The 18,483-nt window shown below is 62.4% G+C and carries 22 protein-coding genes; 9 read left to right on the top strand and 13 right to left on the bottom strand.

Annotated features, from left to right (window positions below):
• Window positions 1-7 precede the first annotated feature (7 nt).
• On the bottom strand, window positions 8-481 hold the full coding sequence (locus OP496_RS10515; RefSeq protein ID WP_280563580.1) for a Dps family protein: 474 nt from the start codon (window positions 479-481) through the stop codon (window positions 8-10).
• A gap of 179 nt (window positions 482-660) precedes the next feature.
• Window positions 661-1,812: a glycerate kinase gene (locus OP496_RS10510; RefSeq protein WP_280563579.1), complete on the bottom strand. Its 1,152-nt coding sequence runs from the start codon at window positions 1,810-1,812 to the stop codon at window positions 661-663.
• Between the two features lie 227 nt (window positions 1,813-2,039).
• Here OP496_RS10510 and OP496_RS10505 point away from each other — a divergent pair, with 227 nt between their 5' ends.
• Entirely contained in the window at window positions 2,040-2,582 is a 543-nt protein-coding gene (locus OP496_RS10505) for a hypothetical protein (protein ID WP_280563578.1), read from the top strand.
• A complete protein-coding gene (locus OP496_RS10500; protein ID WP_280563577.1) occupies window positions 2,579-2,950 on the top strand; it encodes a hypothetical protein in 372 nt (123 codons plus the stop codon). Before OP496_RS10505 ends, OP496_RS10500 begins: the two co-directional genes overlap by 4 nt.
• 29 nt (window positions 2,951-2,979) lie before the next feature.
• Here OP496_RS10500 and OP496_RS10495 read toward each other — a convergent pair whose 3' ends face one another.
• Window positions 2,980-3,390, bottom strand: a complete 411-nt coding sequence (locus OP496_RS10495) for an HIT family protein (protein WP_280563576.1) — start codon at window positions 3,388-3,390, stop codon at window positions 2,980-2,982.
• A gap of 110 nt (window positions 3,391-3,500) precedes the next feature.
• Between OP496_RS10495 and OP496_RS10490 the strand changes: the two genes are divergently transcribed.
• Complete coding sequence (locus OP496_RS10490) at window positions 3,501-3,632, top strand: entericidin A/B family lipoprotein (RefSeq protein ID WP_247639881.1); 132 nt, start codon at window positions 3,501-3,503, stop codon at window positions 3,630-3,632.
• A 137-nt stretch (window positions 3,633-3,769) separates the two neighbouring features.
• Entirely contained in the window at window positions 3,770-3,901 is a 132-nt protein-coding gene (locus tag OP496_RS10485; RefSeq protein ID WP_280563575.1) for an entericidin A/B family lipoprotein, read from the top strand.
• Window positions 3,902-3,989: 88 nt separating this feature from the next.
• Here the strand turns inward: OP496_RS10485 and OP496_RS10480 are convergent, their stop codons facing one another.
• The 4 genes from OP496_RS10480 to OP496_RS10465 are packed head-to-tail and all read right to left on the bottom strand — an operon-like array spanning window position 3,990 to window position 7,969.
• The gene (locus OP496_RS10480; protein WP_280563574.1) at window positions 3,990-4,760 is read right to left on the bottom strand and encodes an ABC transporter permease; all 771 of its coding nucleotides are present in this window, start codon (window positions 4,758-4,760) and stop codon (window positions 3,990-3,992) included.
• Window positions 4,757-5,806, bottom strand: coding sequence for an ABC transporter ATP-binding protein (locus tag OP496_RS10475; protein ID WP_280563573.1), 1,050 nt, complete (start codon window positions 5,804-5,806; stop codon window positions 4,757-4,759). The genes OP496_RS10480 and OP496_RS10475 overlap by 4 nt, the downstream gene beginning before the upstream one ends.
• A gap of 9 nt (window positions 5,807-5,815) precedes the next feature.
• Window positions 5,816-7,027, bottom strand: coding sequence for an ABC transporter permease (locus OP496_RS10470; RefSeq protein ID WP_280563572.1), 1,212 nt, complete (start codon window positions 7,025-7,027; stop codon window positions 5,816-5,818).
• A 9-nt stretch (window positions 7,028-7,036) separates the two neighbouring features.
• Complete coding sequence (locus tag OP496_RS10465) at window positions 7,037-7,969, bottom strand: ABC transporter substrate-binding protein (RefSeq protein WP_280563571.1); 933 nt, start codon at window positions 7,967-7,969, stop codon at window positions 7,037-7,039.
• A 153-nt stretch (window positions 7,970-8,122) separates the two neighbouring features.
• Between OP496_RS10465 and OP496_RS10460 the strand changes: the two genes are divergently transcribed.
• Together OP496_RS10460 and OP496_RS10455 are read left to right on the top strand one after the other, a co-directional pair.
• Complete coding sequence (locus tag OP496_RS10460; RefSeq protein ID WP_280563570.1) at window positions 8,123-8,434, top strand: I78 family peptidase inhibitor; 312 nt, start codon at window positions 8,123-8,125, stop codon at window positions 8,432-8,434.
• A gap of 154 nt (window positions 8,435-8,588) precedes the next feature.
• Window positions 8,589-9,626 carry a hypothetical protein gene (locus tag OP496_RS10455; RefSeq protein WP_280563569.1) on the top strand — a complete coding sequence of 346 codons (1,038 nt, stop codon included), beginning with the start codon at window positions 8,589-8,591 and terminating at the stop codon, window positions 9,624-9,626.
• Here OP496_RS10455 and OP496_RS10450 read toward each other — a convergent pair whose 3' ends face one another.
• The 6 genes from OP496_RS10450 to OP496_RS10425 form a co-directional block, all read right to left on the bottom strand.
• Window positions 9,627-10,631, bottom strand: a complete 1,005-nt coding sequence (locus tag OP496_RS10450; RefSeq protein WP_280563568.1) for an ion transporter — start codon at window positions 10,629-10,631, stop codon at window positions 9,627-9,629.
• Window positions 10,632-10,697: 66 nt separating this feature from the next.
• A complete protein-coding gene (locus OP496_RS10445; RefSeq protein ID WP_280563567.1) occupies window positions 10,698-11,210 on the bottom strand; it encodes an acyl-CoA thioesterase in 513 nt (170 codons plus the stop codon).
• 46 nt (window positions 11,211-11,256) lie between these two features.
• Window positions 11,257-12,603, bottom strand: coding sequence for an MATE family efflux transporter (locus OP496_RS10440; RefSeq protein WP_280563566.1), 1,347 nt, complete (start codon window positions 12,601-12,603; stop codon window positions 11,257-11,259).
• A 131-nt stretch (window positions 12,604-12,734) separates the two neighbouring features.
• Window positions 12,735-12,983, bottom strand: coding sequence for a YfhL family 4Fe-4S dicluster ferredoxin (locus OP496_RS10435; protein WP_280563565.1), 249 nt, complete (start codon window positions 12,981-12,983; stop codon window positions 12,735-12,737).
• A gap of 11 nt (window positions 12,984-12,994) precedes the next feature.
• On the bottom strand, window positions 12,995-13,498 hold the full coding sequence (gene coaD / locus OP496_RS10430; protein ID WP_280563564.1) for a pantetheine-phosphate adenylyltransferase: 504 nt from the start codon (window positions 13,496-13,498) through the stop codon (window positions 12,995-12,997).
• A 79-nt stretch (window positions 13,499-13,577) separates the two neighbouring features.
• Window positions 13,578-15,455, bottom strand: coding sequence for a beta-ketoacyl synthase N-terminal-like domain-containing protein (locus tag OP496_RS10425; RefSeq protein ID WP_280563663.1), 1,878 nt, complete (start codon window positions 15,453-15,455; stop codon window positions 13,578-13,580).
• A gap of 386 nt (window positions 15,456-15,841) precedes the next feature.
• Here OP496_RS10425 and OP496_RS10420 point away from each other — a divergent pair, with 386 nt between their 5' ends.
• The 3 genes from OP496_RS10420 (at window position 15,842) to dacB (ending at window position 18,477) form a co-directional block, all read left to right on the top strand.
• Complete coding sequence (locus tag OP496_RS10420) at window positions 15,842-16,525, top strand: methyltransferase domain-containing protein (RefSeq protein WP_280563563.1); 684 nt, start codon at window positions 15,842-15,844, stop codon at window positions 16,523-16,525.
• Between the two features lie 34 nt (window positions 16,526-16,559).
• Window positions 16,560-16,889, top strand: coding sequence for an SMR family transporter (locus OP496_RS10415; RefSeq protein ID WP_097022158.1), 330 nt, complete (start codon window positions 16,560-16,562; stop codon window positions 16,887-16,889).
• A 109-nt stretch (window positions 16,890-16,998) separates the two neighbouring features.
• Window positions 16,999-18,477: a D-alanyl-D-alanine carboxypeptidase/D-alanyl-D-alanine-endopeptidase gene (dacB, locus tag OP496_RS10410; RefSeq protein WP_280563562.1), complete on the top strand. Its 1,479-nt coding sequence runs from the start codon at window positions 16,999-17,001 to the stop codon at window positions 18,475-18,477.
• Window positions 18,478-18,483 lie beyond the last annotated feature (6 nt).

Below are 18,483 nucleotides of genomic sequence, written 5' to 3'. Positions count from 1 at the left end.
GCGCGAATCAGCCTAGGTAGGCGCTGAGCATCCACACGGTCTTTTCCTGCTCGCGGATGTAGTCGCTCATCTGCGAAGCGGTGCCTTCGTCGTCGGCATCGGCGGCCATGGAATTGAGCTCGCGCTCCAGTTCGAGCAGTGCCTGATAACCCTGCACTAGCCCACGCACGCATTCGGTGCCTTCATGCACGTGGGTATCTTCCTGAATGCGCGAAATCTTGGCGTAGTCGCTGTAGGCATGCAGCGGCTCGTGTCCCAGCGTGAGAATGCGCTCGGCGACTTCGTCGACCTTGGCGAGCAGGTCGGTATAGATTTCCTCGAATTTGACATGCAGCTCGAAGAAATTCGGGCCTTTCACGTTCCAGTGGTAGCCGCGCGCGTTCATGTAGAAGATCTGGTAGTTGGCCAGCAGCTCGTTGAGCTTTTCGGCCAGCTGGTTGGCGCTGCTGGTATGCAAGCCGATGGAATTGATATCGGACATGAAAGCACTCCTTGGTAAACAATGGACGAACGTCGTCAGTAGTCAAAAGCGTCTATGGGCTCACTCTAGAATGTCGTCTGGGGATTGGGTAACGAATCTTTTCCATCGACGATATAGCGTTTACATATGAAATGCCCATGACGCTTTGGTTTTTCAAGGTCGGAGGGGGCGGCATTGTGTCATGAACGTGACGTGTGCCGGCTGGCGGTTTGCCACACACGCAGGAGGCTCTCGGCACGGTCGGCAAGCAGCTCGGCAGTACGTTCTAGGGCCTCCGGTAGGGCCAGGGGGCCATCGGCCAGCGCGAAGGCGGCCTCGATACCCTCGTCGTGAACGGCCTGCCAGCCATCGCCAAGGCGCCCGGCGAGTGCGAGTGTGGGCACGCCATGTCGTCGCGCACGCTGGGCGATGCCTACCGGCGTCTTGCCGGCCAGGCTCTGGCCATCGAGCTGGCCTTCCCCGGTGATCACCAGATCGGCGTCTTCCAGTAGACGGTCGAAGTCGACCTGATCCATGACCAGTTCGATGCCGGGTTGCAGCCTTGCGCCCAGAAAAGCGGCGGCCGCGAAGCCCATGCCGCCCGCCGCGCCGGCACCTGGTAGAGCGCGGTGATCCTTGCCGAGTACGCTGGCGACGTGGTCGGCAAAATGGGCCAAGGCCGCGTCGAGCTGTGCGACATCCGCCGGCGTAGCGCCTTTCTGCGGTCCGAAGGTCGCGCTGGCGCCGCGCTCACCGAGCAAGGGGTTGTCGACGTCCACGGCGGTATCCACCTTGAGCGTTGCCAGGCGCGGGTCCAGGCCACTCAGGTCGAGTTTGGCCAGCCGCGCCAGTGCCGCGCCGCCTGGCGGCAGTGGCTGGCCCTCGGCATCGAGCAGTCGCGCGCCTAGTGCCAAAAGCATTCCTGTACCGCCATCGTTGGTGGCGCTGCCGCCCAGGGTGAGGACCAAACGCTCGGCCCCGGCATCGAGCGCATCGCGTATCAACTCGCCGACGCCGAGGGTGGTGCTGTGAAGCGCGGTGCGCTCAGTGTCGGCGAGCGCTTGCAAGCCACTGGCCTCGGCGAGTTCGACATAGGCGGTGGCACTCGCGGCGTGCCATCCCCAACTGGCGTTGATGGGTCGCTCCAGGGCGTCGTGGATCGCAGTGACACGGCGTTCGGCCTGTGTTGCGGCCAGCAGGGCGTCGAGAGTACCTTCGCCGCCGTCCCCCATCGGACATTGCACGAACTGTGCTTGAGGCAGGACGCGGGCGCAGCCCGTGGCGATGGCAACAGTGGCCTCGCGAGCCGAGAGGGCATCCTTGTAGCTATCCGGGGCGATGACGATCTTCATGAGCGAGCCTCTTGCATGATCCAAGCCCGAGAGCGGGGCATCGTGGTCGAGTTGCCAGCCTAACGCATGCCGGCGCCGGACGGGAGCCGCCCAGCATGCCACACTGACGGAACCGTGGCGCTCGACTACGCTCTCAACGAGGTGAACGTGCGACGGTAACGGTGAGGTGAGACGCGCTATTGCGCTCCCCGCTGACGGGTGGCCTTTTCCTTACAGGCGAGAACGCGATGATGAAACCTCTTTTGCTGGTAGTGGCATTGGGGCTCGGCGGTTGTCAGAGCCTGGCTTCTTACGATCCATTGAGCCGCGATGTGGCTTCGCCGTTGCCCGAGGCATGTCACTGGCCGGCTGAGGGCGACGCCAATGCACGGGTAAGAGCCATGGCCGCTGCCTTGGAAGCGCAAGGCTATCGTATCGAACAGACCGAGGTCGCCCTAGGGTTGGTGAGTGCCGAGCGGGCCAAGGCGCAACCGGGGCTGGGTGCTGTGGATCGACCGCCCTGGGGGCGCAGTGGCTTCTGGGGACGCTATGGCTTAGGCGGGCGCCATGGCTATTCGCTGGGCTATTTCCAACGCTTCGGCGGTGATCCGGTGCGCCTGCAACGGGTCTCGGTGGTCGCCGCCGAGGATGTCGTACGGGTGACGCGCGATTCGCGCGTGGTCGATGTCGACGGTTATCTGATCGATGCGCGTCCGGACAACAGCGCGGCGTTCTGCGCCGCTTTACACGATGACATCGACGCACGCATGCGCGAGGGGAGCACATCATGAGGCGGCTGCTGAGCGTATTGTTCGTGGTATCGTGCGTGGTATTGAGCGTGAGCGGATGCGCGACCACGTCGGCACCGCCGCAAACCCGGGCATTGGTCGTGGAAGCCGAGCCATCGACCGCGTTGGAAGCGGGGGTGGCGATGCTGACGGCACGCGGCTTCGTGATTCGTCGCGCCGATGTCGACCTGGGCGATGTCGAGGCCGTGCTGGCCGTGCGTCCCACGCTCGACGTGCGCTATCGGCTCGAGGCGATCGAACAGGGCACGCGCATCACGCTGTCGGGACAGCGTGGCGGTCAGCCGGTACCGCCCTATGTGTTCGATACGCTGCTGATTGATATACAGGAGCGGCTCGGCGAACTGCCCTGAGTCCTACGAAAACTGCCTGCGCGCATCACTCATGGTGTGAGGAGATCACGCAGTGTCGCCAAGTAGGTGCTCAGCGTCGTGTCGTCATACGGCGGCGGCGTGCCTTGTCCCCATACTGGCCCCGGCCAGGCCGCGTCGCCCTGGTGGCGGACGATGACATGCAGGTGCAACTGCGCAACCTGATTGCCGAGCGTCGCCAGATTGAGCTTGTCGCCGTCATGATGCGCCATCAAGCGGCGCCCTATCTCGGTGGCTTCCTGCCACATCGTGGCCTGATCGTCAGCGGAGAGTTCGTAGACTTCGCGGATATCGTCGCGACGGGGGATCAGCACTAGCCAGGAATAGCGCGCGTCGTCGTTCAGGCGTACCTGGCACAGGGACAGGTTGGCGACGTAGTGCGAGTCGGCCGCCAAGCGTGGATGCAGGGTGAAATCGGTCATGTGCGGCGCTCCTGAAAATCGTCGTAAAGTGTCTGGCTATGCTAACGTTAGGTTACACGGCATGGGGCCGTGCCTCTCGCTGAGTGAGCGGTGCTTTCCGGAGAAAACGCATGAAGCGTACATCGATTGCGATCTTGGGGCTTTTGTTGTTGGCGGTGCTGAGTGGCTGTAACACCATCCACGGCGCGGGCGAGGATATCGAGCGTGGCGGTGAAGCGATGCAGGATGCCGCAACCAACTGAATCCTGGAAAGGATGCACAGTGCTGCTAGCTTTGCTAAGTTGTGGTCGTCCCGCCTGTATGGCGGATAAGATTACCCAAGAAATGGGTCTGGACCCGCGGGATTTTTCCCGCTTGATACCGTGAAGGAGACACGACTATGAAACGGATGCTGGCTTTTTCCCTGCTGCTGATGTTCACCGCTGGTGCTATCAGTGGCTGCAATACGTTTGAAGGTGCAGGTGAAGACATCGAGCAAGGTGGCGAAGAAGTGCAAGACGCCGCCAATTAAGGTATTTAGACCGCCGCCTTCGAAGGCGGCGGTCTTGTCGTTTCCCCTCCCCGCGATGCCGCTTACCTTGGTTCGCTGGATATCCTGTTCATGACGCCGCCCTGCTATCGCCGAACGAGAAGCGTTGCTCCAGCCGTTCGAACGCCAGGTCGGTGACGATAGCCAGCAGGCCCACCAGTACCGCCCCTTGAATCACGTACGGTAGATTGTTGCCGACCAGACCGGCGATGATCGGTGTGCCCAGCGTTTTGGCACCGACCGTGGAGCCGATCGTCGCTGTGCCGATATTGATGATCACCGAGACGCGCACGCCGGCGATGATGACCCGCATTGCCAGGGGCAGCTCGATGTGCCACAGGATCTGCCAGGCGTTCATGCCGTTGCCGCGCGCGGCCTCGAGCATTTGCGAGGGCACCGTACCCAGACCGGCGACAGTGTTTTGCACCACGGGCAAGAGGCCATAGAGCACCAGCGCCACCAAGGTGGGGACAAAGCCGAACCCGGCGACTGGCACGACGATTGCCAGCACCGCTGCCGGGGGAAAGGTCTGGCCGATGGCGGCCAGCGTCGACACCAAGGGCTCGAACTCGCGCCCTGCCGGCCGCGTGACGAATAGCCCCGCTGCAACCCCGACACTCACCGAGATGAGCGAGGACACCAGCACCAGGGCGAGGTGGGCGAGCGTCAGATCGAGAAAGCTCTCGCGCTGATACGTCGCCGGATCCTGATCGGGAAACAACGCCCGAAACAGTGGCGCCAACTGCTCCATGCCCACCACCAGCGCGATCAACAAGGCGCTGAGCGAGATCAGCAAAGCACGGCGCGAGGAAGGTGGACGAGACAGTGCACCTACGTTCATGAGCGATGCCCCATGACGCCCGACATCGTCACCTCGCCCAGCAGGCGCCCCTCGCCATCGAGCACCGGCAAGGCCGTCACGCGAAACCACACCATGCGTGACAAGGCCTCCTTCATCGACATCTCCGGCGTGGCGGTCCACTCGGGGTTGACCACCGTGCGAGCTATGTCGGATTCGCCCAGGCGGCCGCCCAGCAGCGCCATGGGGCGGTCATCGGCATCCACCTGCCAGGTGATGGGCGCGCTGGCGATGGCATTGTTGCGCGTGCGCTGGGCGGGCCGGCAATACGCCTCGACCCGGCGCCGCGAGAGCAGTTTGAGCCCTAAGTCGGCGCGCCCGATGAAGTCGCGCACGAAATCGTTGGCGGGCGCGACGAGAAGCTCTGCCGGACGGTCGTATTGCACCAACTGGCCGGCATTGAGCAGTGCCACGCGGGAGGCCAGGCGCAAGGCTTCGTCCATGTCATGGGTGACGAAGACGATGGTCTTGCCGGTTTGGCGGTGCACGCGTGCCAACTCGGCCTGCAGGGTATCGCGCGTCAGGGGGTCGACGGCACCGAAGGGCTCGTCCATCAGGAGCACGTCAGGATCGGCGGCCAGGGCTCGGGCTACACCGACACGCTGCGCCTGACCGCCAGAGAGTTGATGCGGATACTTGTCGTGCAACCCTTCATCATCGAGCTTAAAAAGTGCCAGCAATTCGTCGACGCGCTCGGCAATGCGTGACGCCGGCCACTTGAGGAGCCTGGGCACGGTGGCGATGTTGTCCGCGACACGCCAGTGCGGGAACAGCCCGATCGACTGGATGGCGTAGCCAATACGGCGACGCAGGCGTTCCGGCGGCAGGGTGGCGATATCCTCGCCACCCAACAGGATTTTTCCCTCGCTGTGCGCGATCAGGCGATTGATCATCTTCAGCGTGGTCGATTTGCCGCACCCCGATGGGCCAATGAGGACACAGAATTCGCCCTGTTCCACGGTCAGCGAGATGTCATCGACGACGCGTGTTTCGCCATACCGTTTGGTCAGTCCCTGAAGTTCGATCATCGGTGTTACCTATCGGCGGGTGCCGGCCGGCTTGCTGAGCACGACCAGCATCTGCAGCGTGAAATCGGCGATCACTGCCAGCACGATGGTGGGTATCGCGCCGAGCAGGACCAGGTCGATGGCATATTGGCCGAGGCCCTGGAAAATAAAGGCGCCCAGGCCCCCGGCACCGATCAGCGCCGCCACTACGGTCAGGCCGATGGCCTGTACGGTGACGATGCGTAGCCCCGAGAGCATGACCGGCAATGCCAAGGGGATTTCCACGCGCCACAGCACCTGACGCGTGGTCATGCCCATACCGCGTGCAGCTTCCACGGTGGCGGGCGGAACGCCCTTGAGCCCGGCGTAGGTATTGCGCACCACGGGCAGCAGTGCGTACATCACCAGCGCGATGATGGCTGGCGCCGCGCCGATGCCTTTGACGCCCCATTCGCCGAGCAATGGGAAGGCGTTGCCGAGCGCCGAAAGCGGCGCGACCAGCAGGGCGAACAGGGCGATCGAGGGAATCGTCTGGAAGAAATTGAGTACACTGAACAGCGTTCCCCGCAGGCGTACGCGGCGATGGGCCAGCAGGCCCAGTGGAACGCCGATGAGTAACGCCGGCCCCAGTGCGGAGCCCACCAGCACCAAGTGCGTGATGAACTGATCAGCGAAGTTATCGCGGATGTTGGCGTATTCGCGCATGATCGACAGATCGTCGAAATGGCCGCTTGCGAACAGCAACGCCACGCTTCCCCCAGCGATCAGCATGTAACCCAGGCGCAGCAGCCAGTCGCTGGAGGCGCGCTGAAAGGCGTCGATGGCCGCCAGGGCGCAGCAGAATACCATCACCCAGAAGGCTGCCCCCTGAGAGACCCGCGCCGACGGCGATTTTTCGACCAGAGTGCGTTGCGCGTAGTCGCCCAGGCTATACAGCGTGATCAGCAACAGCCCGAGGCTGGCCAGCAAGACTATGCCATGGGCGAGCCCGCGCGGTAGCGGGCGTCTTAGCGCCGCCACGGCCAGCGCCGCGCTCAGGATCAGAAGAGCGACTACTTGCCAGGCTGATAACGCTTCACTCAGGCCGACGGTTTGCCCGGAGGCCAAGCGGTTGGGCGACATCGTGGCGAAGGGCAATAACCAGGCCGCCAGGAGCCCTGCACATAGCAGCGTGACCAGGACGCGATTGGCCACCAGGCGAGCGCTGTCCGCGTCGCTCGTGGGAACGTGAGAAACAGACACCGGCAGCTGTCAGTCGAGCAGGTCGTGTGATTCCAGATAGTCCCCGGCGACCTCGCTGGCCGGTTCACCATCGACCTGAATGCGACGGTTGAGCGACTGCAAGGTTTCCCGGTCGAGTCCTTCGAAAAGCGGTTCGAGCAACTCGGGGATTTGCGGATAGGCCTCGAGCGTGGCTTGACGGATCACCGGTGCCGGCTCGTAGACCATCTGGACGCCTTGGGTGTCGTCCATGACTTTGAGGTCGGCGGCGGGGATCGCACCATCGGTGGCATAGACCATGGCGGCATTGGTACCGCTGGTGTTCTCGGCGGCGGCGCGAATGGTTGCCGCCGTGTTGCCACCGGAGAGTACCAGCAATTGGTCCTGGTCGAGCTTGAAATCGTAGGCACGCTGGAAGCTGGGCAAAGCGGCATCGCTTTCCACGAATTCGGCGGAGCCGGCCAGCTTGATCTCACCGCCATCGCGTATCCAGGCGGCGAAATCCTCCATGGTGGAAAGATCGTGCTCGTCGGCGACGTCACGGCGCAATGCGATGGCCCAGGTGTTGTTGGCTGGCGCCGGAGTGAGCCATACCACGTCGTTGTGTTCCTTGTCGTAGGCACGAATCTTTTCGTAACCCTCGCCCGAGCGTTTCCACGCATCGTCATCGGTGGTTTGCGTGAAAAACGCCCCGTTGCCAGTATATTCGGGATACAGGTCGATCTCATCTTCGAGCAAGGCACTGCGCACGATATTGGTCGGGCCGAGCTGCAGTTGGTCTTCGACGGGAATGTCGGCCTGCTCCAGGCGCTGGACGATCATGTTGCCGAGCAAGGCGCCCTCGGTATCGATCTTCGACGAGACGCGCACCGGCTCGTCGGCGAACGCCGGCGTCAACGACAACGCCGCTCCGGTGGCCAGGCCGAGCACGGCGGTAGAGAAATACTTGAAGGTTCCTTGCATGATTCCTGGCTCCTTGGAAATGACGGGCGTCGCGACGGCTCAAACCTTGAGTCTAGCATTCTCGGCTCGCGCAGCGAGAGGGAATGCGTCTGGCCTCTAGCGCAACGCTTGTATACGCTGTTCAACGAAGCCATCGAACGAAGAGGAAACGACATGCGTAAACGCGCTCTTGGTGGTGCAATGGCAGCGTTCCTGCTGGCGGGATGTGCCGGCAGCCCGGCACCGGACGAGGCACCACCGCCGCCGTCGATGTCGCAAGACGACGCCTGTGGCGCCGACACGTTGCAAGACTACATCGGTCAGCATGCCGACGAGGCGACAGTGGCACAGTTGGAAACCGACAGTGATGCCGATCGCGTCCGCGTCATTCGTCCCGACCAGGCGGTGACGATGGATTACCGTGCGGATCGCCTCAACGTCAAACTCGACGATCAGGACACGATCGACGAGTTGACCTGTGGCTGAGCATGTCGATTTCCTTAGCGGAGAATGAAAAATACGCAGACGGCCAGGTTGCCGACCGTCTGCCGCGACCGCAAGCTATCACGTTGCGTTGCGACCATACGTGGCTTTCGCGTTACGCTGGAAGTGTCACGTACAACGCGATCAAGGAGATGTCATGGCCAATGCCGAGGTGCTACAAGAAGGAACGTTGCATTGTTTCCCCAGCGGCCTGCGTGATGAGAAGGGCAAGCTGGTCAACATTGAAGTATCCGCCGTGGTCTATGATGGCCAGCGTCTGATCCTGGCCAGCGACAAGCCGATTCCCGGTGACGCACGTTCGGCTGTCTTCTCTGTTCCGATCACGGCTGCCGGTCCCGATGATCGCGGCCTGGAGTACTTCACGGCGGATGCCATCAAGCGGGCAGTCAAGTACGAGGACTTCGCATTGACTGCCGACGGTCGCTACGTGTTGGCGACCACCGGATTCGATCGCATCGACATGGAAAGCCATGCGCTCAATGCCTACAACCATTTATTGATCTGGCCGCTGGGCGAGACCGAGCGGGTGCAAGTGGTCGACCCCGACCCGCGCGACGGTGTCGAGGGCTCGTTGGAGCTGCGTAACAAGCTGGACGGCGCCATCGGTTATCCGTATTACAAGATAGAAGGACTGGCGGCGATTCCGGGGGAGCGTGGTGATGGGCTACTGCTTTTCGGCGTGCGCGAACAAGGCTATTCGCATGAAGACTTCGACTATGTGTGTCGTGTCGTGGGGGCGCACTACACCCTCAATGCCCAAGGTAATCTGGTGTTCGTCGACAGGCTACGCGAGTTCTACCGCTTCTTTCCCCAGCAGCAGCCCGAGGTGCGCTATGACTGCGGCCTGTCGAGCCTGGAGTACGATCCCCATCACCAGCGCCTGTTTCTGTTGACGAGCTTCGAAGTCGAGGACGCGGAAGAAGAGCGCATAGGCGGTTACCTCTGGGTGGTGTCACTAGAGGACTTCGCGGCGGGTAAAGCGCCGACGCTGGTTCGCACGATGGCTGGAGACGCCCTGGAATTCGAACACAAGGCAGAAGGTTTGGCGATTCTGGATAGCGAGCGCTTGTTCGTGGCCTACGACAACGATCGCGACATGTCGTTGGGCAGCATCGATGAACGTGACGAGCGCCACGCCTGTGAGGCACCGTACACTACCTTGCGGCTTACCTGATCACCTGAGGTCGAGTTCGTCTCTCCAGCGCTGTACGGCGATCTCGTCCTTGAGCATTTCCAGCGTTTCGATCAATACTTGCTCGGTGACGCGGTCGGTGCGCTGGTCGACGTATAGCCAAGCATCGATGCCGCTGCCGGCCAGATCACCGATAAGACTCTTGAAACGCGGCGAACGTAGTCCATCGATCGCCTCGTGGACCACGCGGCTGGCGATGTCGCTTAGGCTGCGTTCCATGGCATGGGCCACGTGCTCGCCCATAGGCAGGCGTCTCAGCCGGGCGAGTTCCTGGTTCTCATCGAGCGTGCGGGTGACCAGGGCCGCCACGTAGCGATGTACTTCCTGATGGTTCTCGGCATAGCTTTTGTCGACGGTGGTTTCGAGACGCCGGGCGATCTCGTCGACAAGCGCCTCCTTGCGTGGCTGGATTACCTTTTCCGAGAGTCGTTTGGTGAAGTCGTCACTACGTTGGACTTCCTCTTGCAGGCTGCTCAGCAGGCGTGTCGCCACGCGGTCGGAAAGCTCCTCCATGAGCACGCGGTAGTAGCGTTCGAAGAAGGCATAGAGACGCCAGCGGCGGATGTCGATCGCCCCCAGGCGCTGCAATCGAATCAGCAGCGAGATGAGACGCAGTACACGCAGGATGCGGAAGCCGCTGACCGGAATGCACCCCAGCACGTCGTACCAGTGCACGAATGGATAGAAGAACCAGCGTGCGTAGCGGCGTTCGGCGATGGCCACCGTCCAGCCAGCCAGAACATCGAGCAGGAAGATGCTCACGAAGGCCAGGTCGATTGTCATGAAACGCTGGTGAATGGCGCTGTCGTAGGCCTGATGGAGGCCCGGCGCTAGTGCTTCGAACCCGGCATTCAGAGGTGGCAAGAGAAACAGGCTATCGACGAGCAGCAGCAACAGATTAGCCGAGACCAGCACCACGATGGCGATGTCCCAGGCGAGATAAAGGCGATCACGCCGGCGTGAGCCAGCGGTGGAAGGTGCGCTCATCAAGTTCTCCGTCGGTAGCGCCATGCGTCCTGCGCATGGTCACGCTATCAGTTTCCCGGCGTCGCGTCAGGGTGCCTCACGGGTCGCGTTGAGATGCGCCTGGGTGCGCTGTTCCTCCTGTTCCTCTTGCTTGCGCATGTTCTTGCGTAATTTGGCTTTCTCGAAGCGCAGCTTCTGCAATGGCGTATCGAGTTGTAGCTGTGGCACGGGGTTGGGATGACCTTCGCCATCTACCGCGACCATGGTCAGGTAGCAGCTGTTGGTGTGGCGAATCACGCGATCCTGGATCGACTCGGCGATGATCTTGATGCCGATCTCCATCGAGGAATGCCCGACATAGTTGACCGAGGCCAGAAAGGTGACCAGCTCACCCACGTGGATGGGTTGCTTGAAACGTACCTGGTCCACCGACAGCGTCACGACATAGGAACCGGCGTAGCGACTGGCGCAGGCGTAGGCGACCTCGTCGAGCTTCTTGAGAATCGCGCCGCCATGCACCTTGCCGCTGAAGTTGGCCATGTCGGGCGTCATCAGCACCGTCATGGTGAGTTCGTGTTGGCGGGGGAGGTCGTCGGTCATGCGGGCTCCATTGATCGATGCGTGACTGGCAAATGTGTACCACGTTTCATGCGTGATTGTCCGCGCGTCCAGAGACCTGGGGCTCAGCCCAGCGTGTGCGCCGGTAGTGCAGGTAGACGGCGGCGAGACTTGCCGAGCGCACCAGGGTGAATACGGTGAAGGCGAGCCATAGGCCATGATTGCCCAACGGTTGCGTTAACCACCACACCGGCAGGTAGACGGCGAGCGCCAGCAGAATGGTATCGCGCATTTCGCGGGTTGCGGTGGCACCGATGAAGACGCCATCGAGCAGGTAGCTCCACACCGCGATGGCCGGCATGGCGATCATCCAGGGTAGATAGTCTCCCGCCGTGGCGCGCACGTCGGGAAGATCGGTGAGCATGGCAATCACATAGTCGCCGCCAAAGAAAAACGCCGCCATGGCGACGCCGGCGGTCATCAGCGAGAAGCGCGCCGCAGCGCGCACCGAGGCGCCGAACAGCGGCCAGTCACGGCGCCCTACGGCGCGGCCGGTCAAGGCCTCGGCAGCGTGGGCGAAGCCATCCAGCGCGTAGGACGTGATCATGATGAATTGCATCAGCACGGCGTTGGCGGCGAGCACCGTATCGCCCTGACTGGCGCCCTGAGCGGTGAAAAAGGCCATGGCGAACAGCAGCCCCAATGTCCGCACGAACAGATGCCGATTGACCTGGAAAAGCTCGGAGTAGGCGGCAAGGCGTAGCAGTCGCTGGCGCAAAAAGTGTCCCTGAAGCAGCTTCAGTTGACGTGCCACCAGCCACAGGCCGACGGCCAGCGCAGTATAATCGGCGATCACCGTGGCCCAGGCGACGCCGTCGCTGGTCATTCCCAGGCCGACCACGAATACGAGGTCCAGCACGATGTTGACGCTGTTGGTCAGTACCATGATCGCCAGCGTGACTCGCGAATTCTGCTGGCCGAGGAACCAGCCGAGAATCGCGTAATTGGCCATCACCGCCGGAGCCGAGAGGATGCGGATATGCGCGTAACTCGCCGCCAGTGACATGGCGGCCTCGCTACCGTCGAGCAGGTAGAGGCCGAAGGCGATGAGCGGTTCGGCGAGCAGGATCAGTATGACGCCGATGCTCAGCGCCAACAGCAACGATTGCCCCAACAGGTTGCGTATGTCGCTTTCGTCCTCGCGTCCCATGGCCTGGGAGGTGAGGCCGGTAGTGCCCATACGCAGGAAACCGAATCCCCAGTAGAGAAAGCCGAACAGCGTGGCGCCAAGGGTGACGGCGGCCATGTAGCGCGAATCCGGCAGGTGCCCGACCACGGCGGTATCCACCAGGCCTAGCAATGGCACAGTGATGTTGGAAAGAATGATCGGCCAGGCGAGTGGCCAGATGCGTGTCGGGGAGCGTGAAGTGGACACGGGATTCCGTTGTTTGCGTTGGACGTTTACGCCTGGCGAGCCGTCCGCGAGACATGAAAAGAGCGCAGGGGCACGCAGACTGCCCTTGCGGGCTGTCGATGTTCGACGCCGTGTATCGTGCCTGGCCGCGCTCAGGCGGCGGTAATCAACCGGTACTTGTGCATGAGCTGGTCGTGGGTTTCGCTGCGTTCGGGATCGAGGGGAATGCAGTCGACCGGGCACACCTGCTGGCACTGGGGCTCGTCGAAATGACCGACGCACTCGGTGCACAAGTTGGGGTCGATGACATAAATCTCCTCACCCTGGGAAATGGCGCCATTGGGGCACTCGGGTTCGCAGACATCGCAGTTGATGCACTCATCGGTGATCATCAGGGCCATGGTAGTGTCCTCTACTGCGTCTCGGGCGACGAGGAGTCCGGGGCGAAATGCCGGCTCAGAGCATCGACCACGCAGGGATGCACGAGCTTGGAGACATCTCCCCCGAGACGCGCGATCTCGCGCACGATGGTGGAAGAAATATACGAGTTCTCGATCGCAGGCGTCAGGAACAAACTCTCGATATGAGGTGCCTGGGCCCGATTCATATTGGCCAATTGTAACTCATATTCAAAATCGGATACCGCTCTCAATCCGCGCAGGATAATGCGTGCGTTTTGCTGATCCAGCAACTGCGTCAGCAGTCCGCTGAAGCCGAGGACAGTGACGTTGTCGAGCTCGGCGGTGATCTCTTCGATCAGGGCGACGCGGGTCTCCAGCGACAATGCGGGCTGCTTGCGCGGACTCGCAGCCACCGCCACCACGACCTTGTCGAACATGCGCGCGGCGCGTTCGATCAGATCGTAATGACCATGGGTGACGGGGTCGAAGGTACCGGGATAGACCACGATATTCATGGGTGCATCCTGTGTCGAGATACCAACAGGGTAGTGGTTGCCCATGGTCGGCAGCAATCATGCCGCCGACCAGGCATGATTATTGCAGTTGGCCGTAGGGGTTATCGACCGCCAACGAGACCGGCTGATCGAAGCCGGGGATATGCAGCGAGTCGCGCGTCATCGAGAGTTCCGATCCTTCGAGAACGCCTTCGCCGAAGCGGTAGGTGACCTCGAAATGGCCGCTGTCGGATGTCGCCAGGTACGCCTTGGAAGCGGCCAGGGTCGTTTCGCGACGTTGCTTCCAGTCGTCGATGGCGCGTTGGCCGTGGCGCTGGGCCAGCAGGCGTTCGGTGGCGGCCGGCGAGATGACCAGGCCGGTGGCGTTGTTGCCGCCGAACCCCTTGGCATTGATGAACGCCGCATCGGCCTCGAAGGGAACCGAGTCGCGGAAGAAGCGCAGGCGCTCGGTAAAGACGTCATCGGCCACTGCATCGAGGGTGAAGATACCGGGAATGATACCGTGGGCGAAGGTACCCAGTGCGCTGGCCATCTGATCGCCCGCCGCACCGCCTTGCGAATGGCCGACGAATGCCTTGACGGCGGTCACTGGCCACGACTCGATGCCATGCGCGCGCGCCACCATGTCGAATACATGTGACTCGGTAGTGCGGTTCTTCGGCGTGCTGGTGCCGTGCGCGTGTAGATAGCTGCGATGGCGTACTGCCTCCTCGCCGAGCATATCGCTGGCAAGACTGACCGCCTTGGCCAAAGTGATGTAATTGCCGATGCCCGGCGCGGAGATCGAGCGCTTCCAGCCATCGGCGTTGACGAAGACGCCTGGCACGGCGCCGAGAATCTGCGCGCCGGTTTCCAGCGCCAACGCGTCATCCATCAGCAACAGGAACTGGGTCGACTCGGAGATGGTGAAGCCGCAGTTGCGCGCGAAGGGGCGACACGCACGCTGATAGTCACTGTCGGTGAGCAGCGTCAGGGCGTCGAGCGCCTTGAGGCTTTCGTCGTCGGCCAGCGCCCCCATGGCACGGAAGCCCTCGACGATCTCCGGGGTGATCGGTGCATCGCTGGTGCCCACCATGACCACCCGGCGCCGGCCACTGCGAATGTCCTCGAGGCCCAGGCGCAGGTTGTACAGAAAGCTGGCGCAGGCGCCTAGCGCTGCGCCAGTAGCGCCGACGCTGCCCAGCACATAGGCGTTGAGGAAGTCGGCGGGCATTTGCCCATAGCCCAGCGGCATCTGCTTGGAGGTGGCGCGCGCGCCGCTGACGAAGCTTTGCAGCAGACCGCCCCAGCCTTCGGTGTCGAGCTGGCCGATGGAGTTGCCGGCATACACGGCGATGGCGTCCGGATCGAGACGGTTGCGCAGCGCCGCCCAGTCGAGGCCGCTCTGGCCGAGGCAGTCGGAGGCGCCGAAGATAGTCATCGCCAAGCCGCGCGGGTGGTGCACGCTGCGATACAGCGTGTCCGGCGAAAAGCCGCTGGGCAGTTGTCCGGCCGAGCGTACCTGGGCGCTGCGACGTTCAGGAAGCAGCACGTCCAGCGCTCCCGGCGGGACCACGACTTCGACCATGCGTTTGTCGATCTCGCGCACCTGCCAGGTGGCCGGCACGTCGTTGGGAAGCTGGCGGCGGCGCACGCGAAAGGTCAGCTCGGCATCGAGGTTGAGTTGTGCGGCGCGATTGGCGGGGAGGCCTTCGCTGCCGAAGCGCTCGTCCTCGATGCGGCGAATCAGGGTATGATCGAGCACATGTTGGCGATAGCGTTCGACGACGTCGGCGTCGTCGAGAATCTCGCCCTGAGGGTCCTGCCAGCCGCCGCTTTCGACGCGCGAAACGAGCTGCATCATGGCGGCCAGGGCGAGAATGGTTTGTGCCTGAAGGGTATCGGGCAAAGCGTCGAGAATCGTTCGGCGATAAGCTTGGTGGCCCGAGGTTCTGCCGGCGGCGTTAACACCGCCCATGCCGACGATCACCGGTAACTGTGACAAGCCGCGTTCCTCGTAATGCTGTGGATGACGATGCGTCCTGATGTGTGACCGGCACGCGTCGGCCGGGTGTGTTGCGTCCTCCCGCGCCATAGGGCGCATGGAGTCTTTATGAGTCTGGGCAAGGATGATAGCACCCGGGTGCGAGCGGCGTCATGCGAACACTGTCCGATAAAGGGGAAATGCCACCGATGACGTATCAGCCTTATAGGGCTTTTTCAGCGGCAGGTCTTTATGAGGGCGCTAATGCGCCGCTTGGGATACTTCTACGGGGCGAGGTCTACGGGGCGATATCGTGACGCTCGGTCAGGCTCGGGAGTCTGCTAGGATAGTATGTCGTTCAGTCGTTTAAAGAGCCGTCCATGCATGCCAATTCCCGCGCCATTGTCACCCAGCAGACCGCGCCGCATGAGGAACTCTCCCGGCGTGTGTCGCGGGCGCTGACGCATCCCTGGCGAAAGCCGTTGGCATCGCACACGCGCATCGCGTTCGGCGCGGCGCGGGCATGGTTGCAGGAGCAGTACAAGCCGCTGATTCTCGACGCAGGCTGTGGCGTGGGACTTTCCACCCGACGTCTGGCTGCGCGTTTTCCCGATCATGCGGTGATCGGCATCGACCGTAGCGCCGATCGCCTTTCACGCGAGCATGGCGAGTTGCCCGACAACGCCTTGCTGGTACGTGCCGATCTGGTGGATTTCTGGCGTTTGGCGCTACAAGAAGGGTGGCAGCCGGCACGTCATTATCTGCTCTACCCCAATCCGTATCCCAAGGCAGGGCATCTCAAGATGCGCTGGCATGGGCACCCGGTGTTCCCGGCACTGGCGGGTCTCGGCGGCGAACTGGAAGCGCGCTCCAACTGGCGGCTCTATCTCGAGGAATTGGCCCTGGCGCTGGCACAGGCCACGGGACGCGAGCCGCATCTCGAGCCCTGCGAGCCGTCGGGCGAGTATCTCACGCCCTTCGAACATAAGTACCATGCCAGCGGCCAACCACTCTGGCGTCTCAAGGTGACGCTGGCGTATCGTCCCGAGTTGCTACCCACCTAGGGGAAAGCTGGCACAGACCTTCAGGAGACCGAGTATGGTGTACGTGTTTCTGGCCCTCGCGATCATCGCCGAGGTCGTGGCGACCAGTGCGCTCAAGGCGTCTCAGGAGTTCACGCGGCTATGGCCGAGCGTGACCGTTGTCGTGGGCTATGCATTGGCGTTTTACATGCTCACGCTGGCGCTTCGCGATTTGCCGGTGGGCATCGCCTATGCGTTCTGGGCCGGACTTGGCATCGTGCTGGTCACGCTGATCGGGGTGGTCGTGTATGGCGAGAAACCCGATTTACCCGCGATTCTCGGTCTAGGAATGATCATCGCCGGGGTTGCCATCATTCAGGTGTTTTCGCGTATGTCCTCGCATTAGGCGCTACCTGAAATGTGCCCACGCACGGTCGGGCGTCGCCATCGCACTCGATGAGGTGTCCTGCTAGCCTGGCGTACGATGTACGTTCGTCCAGGGAAGGAAAAATCTCATGCTGAGTAGGCTGCTCCATTGCCGACGTCTGCGCTCCTCGCAGCGTGTAGGACGTCGTGTGCTCGTGCTTCTTGTCGTGATGGGTTTGCCGTTGGTCGCGCAGGCCGATGGCTTCGATAATCTCGCCACACTGGCCGATAAAGGCTTCGTGATCGGCGCGCAGGCGCAGTTGTTGGGGAGTGGCGAAAGCCTGGGGGCGATCCATCCCACGCGGCGGCTGTCGCCGGCCTCGGTGACCAAGCTCTATACCGCCGCCGCAAGCCTCGACCGCTGGGGGCCTCAGCATCGTTTCACCACGCAGTTGATGGCCACCGGCAACGTCGATGCTCAGGGCGTTTTGCATGGCGACCTGGTGCTCGATGGTGGCGGTGACCCGGCGCTGACCAGCGAAAACCTATGGCGTCTGGTACAGCGCTTGCGCGAACGCGGCGTGCGCGCCGTCGAGGGCCAATTGGTGGTCAGTCAGTGGCGCTTTGGTCCGGTGACCTGCGTGACTACCGACCGTTGCGAGGCGCGCTCGCGCTCCGACAACGCCTATAGCGCCTTGTTGTCTTCGGCGGCAGTGAATTACGGCAGCTGGTGCAATCGGGTCAAGCCCGGCACGTCAGTGGGCGACGCGGCTTCCATCAGCGATTGCGCGACGGTAGCACCTCTCACACGCCTCGATAATGAGGTCAAGACCGTGGCGCACGGCGAGGACACACGCCTGAGTGCTGAGCGCATCAGTAGCGAGCGCGGCGACACGTTACGTATCAGTGGGCAGATCGCGCGCGATAGCTACTCGCGCGAAATCTATCGCGGCAGTTCCGATCCCGCCGAACAAACCGCCAAGACCTTGATGGCATTGCTCAAGCAGGCAGGAGTCGAGGTCGAAAGCTACGCCACCAGCACGACACCGCCGCCGACCACGGCCAAGCGCTTGGCGGCGGTGGATGGCAAGCCGCTGCAGGAATTGCTGCTGCGCATGCTCAACTATTCCAATAATTTCATGGCCGATACTCTGGCACTTGACCTCGTCGCCAAGCCGCGCGCCGAGCTTCAGGACGGCGCCGATGAGCTGATGCGCTTCGCCCAGGAGCTTCCGGGCCAAGGCGTGCCGACGCTCGCCAGTGGCAGTGGCTTGACTCCCGAGAATCGTGTCTCGGCCCGTGATCTCAACGCTTTGTTGGAGGCGATGTACCACCGCTCGGCGCTGTTTCCGACTTTCGTGGCCGGTCTTCAACTGCCGACCAACGGCCCCATGCATTTCATCCGTCGAGGCAGCGATATTTTCCAGCAGCACGTCATGCTCAAGACCGGCACGCTCAACGAGCCGGTCACGGTGCGCGCGGTGGCTGGCTACTTCCGTACCCAAGCCGGGCGTTGGGGTAGTTTCGCCGTACTGGTCAACGGCACCGAGCAAACGCCGTATCTCGCCTGGCGGCAGACTCTACCGCTGGTGGCGGCGGATTTGACGGAAATGATCAATTCACACTGACACCGC

Source organism: Chromohalobacter sp. 48-RD10 (assembly GCF_029889785.1).
In the GTDB taxonomy this organism is placed as follows: domain Bacteria; phylum Pseudomonadota; class Gammaproteobacteria; order Pseudomonadales; family Halomonadaceae; genus Chromohalobacter.
Note: the sequence above shows the minus strand (reverse complement) of the source record. Positions and strands in the feature narration are given on the sequence as shown.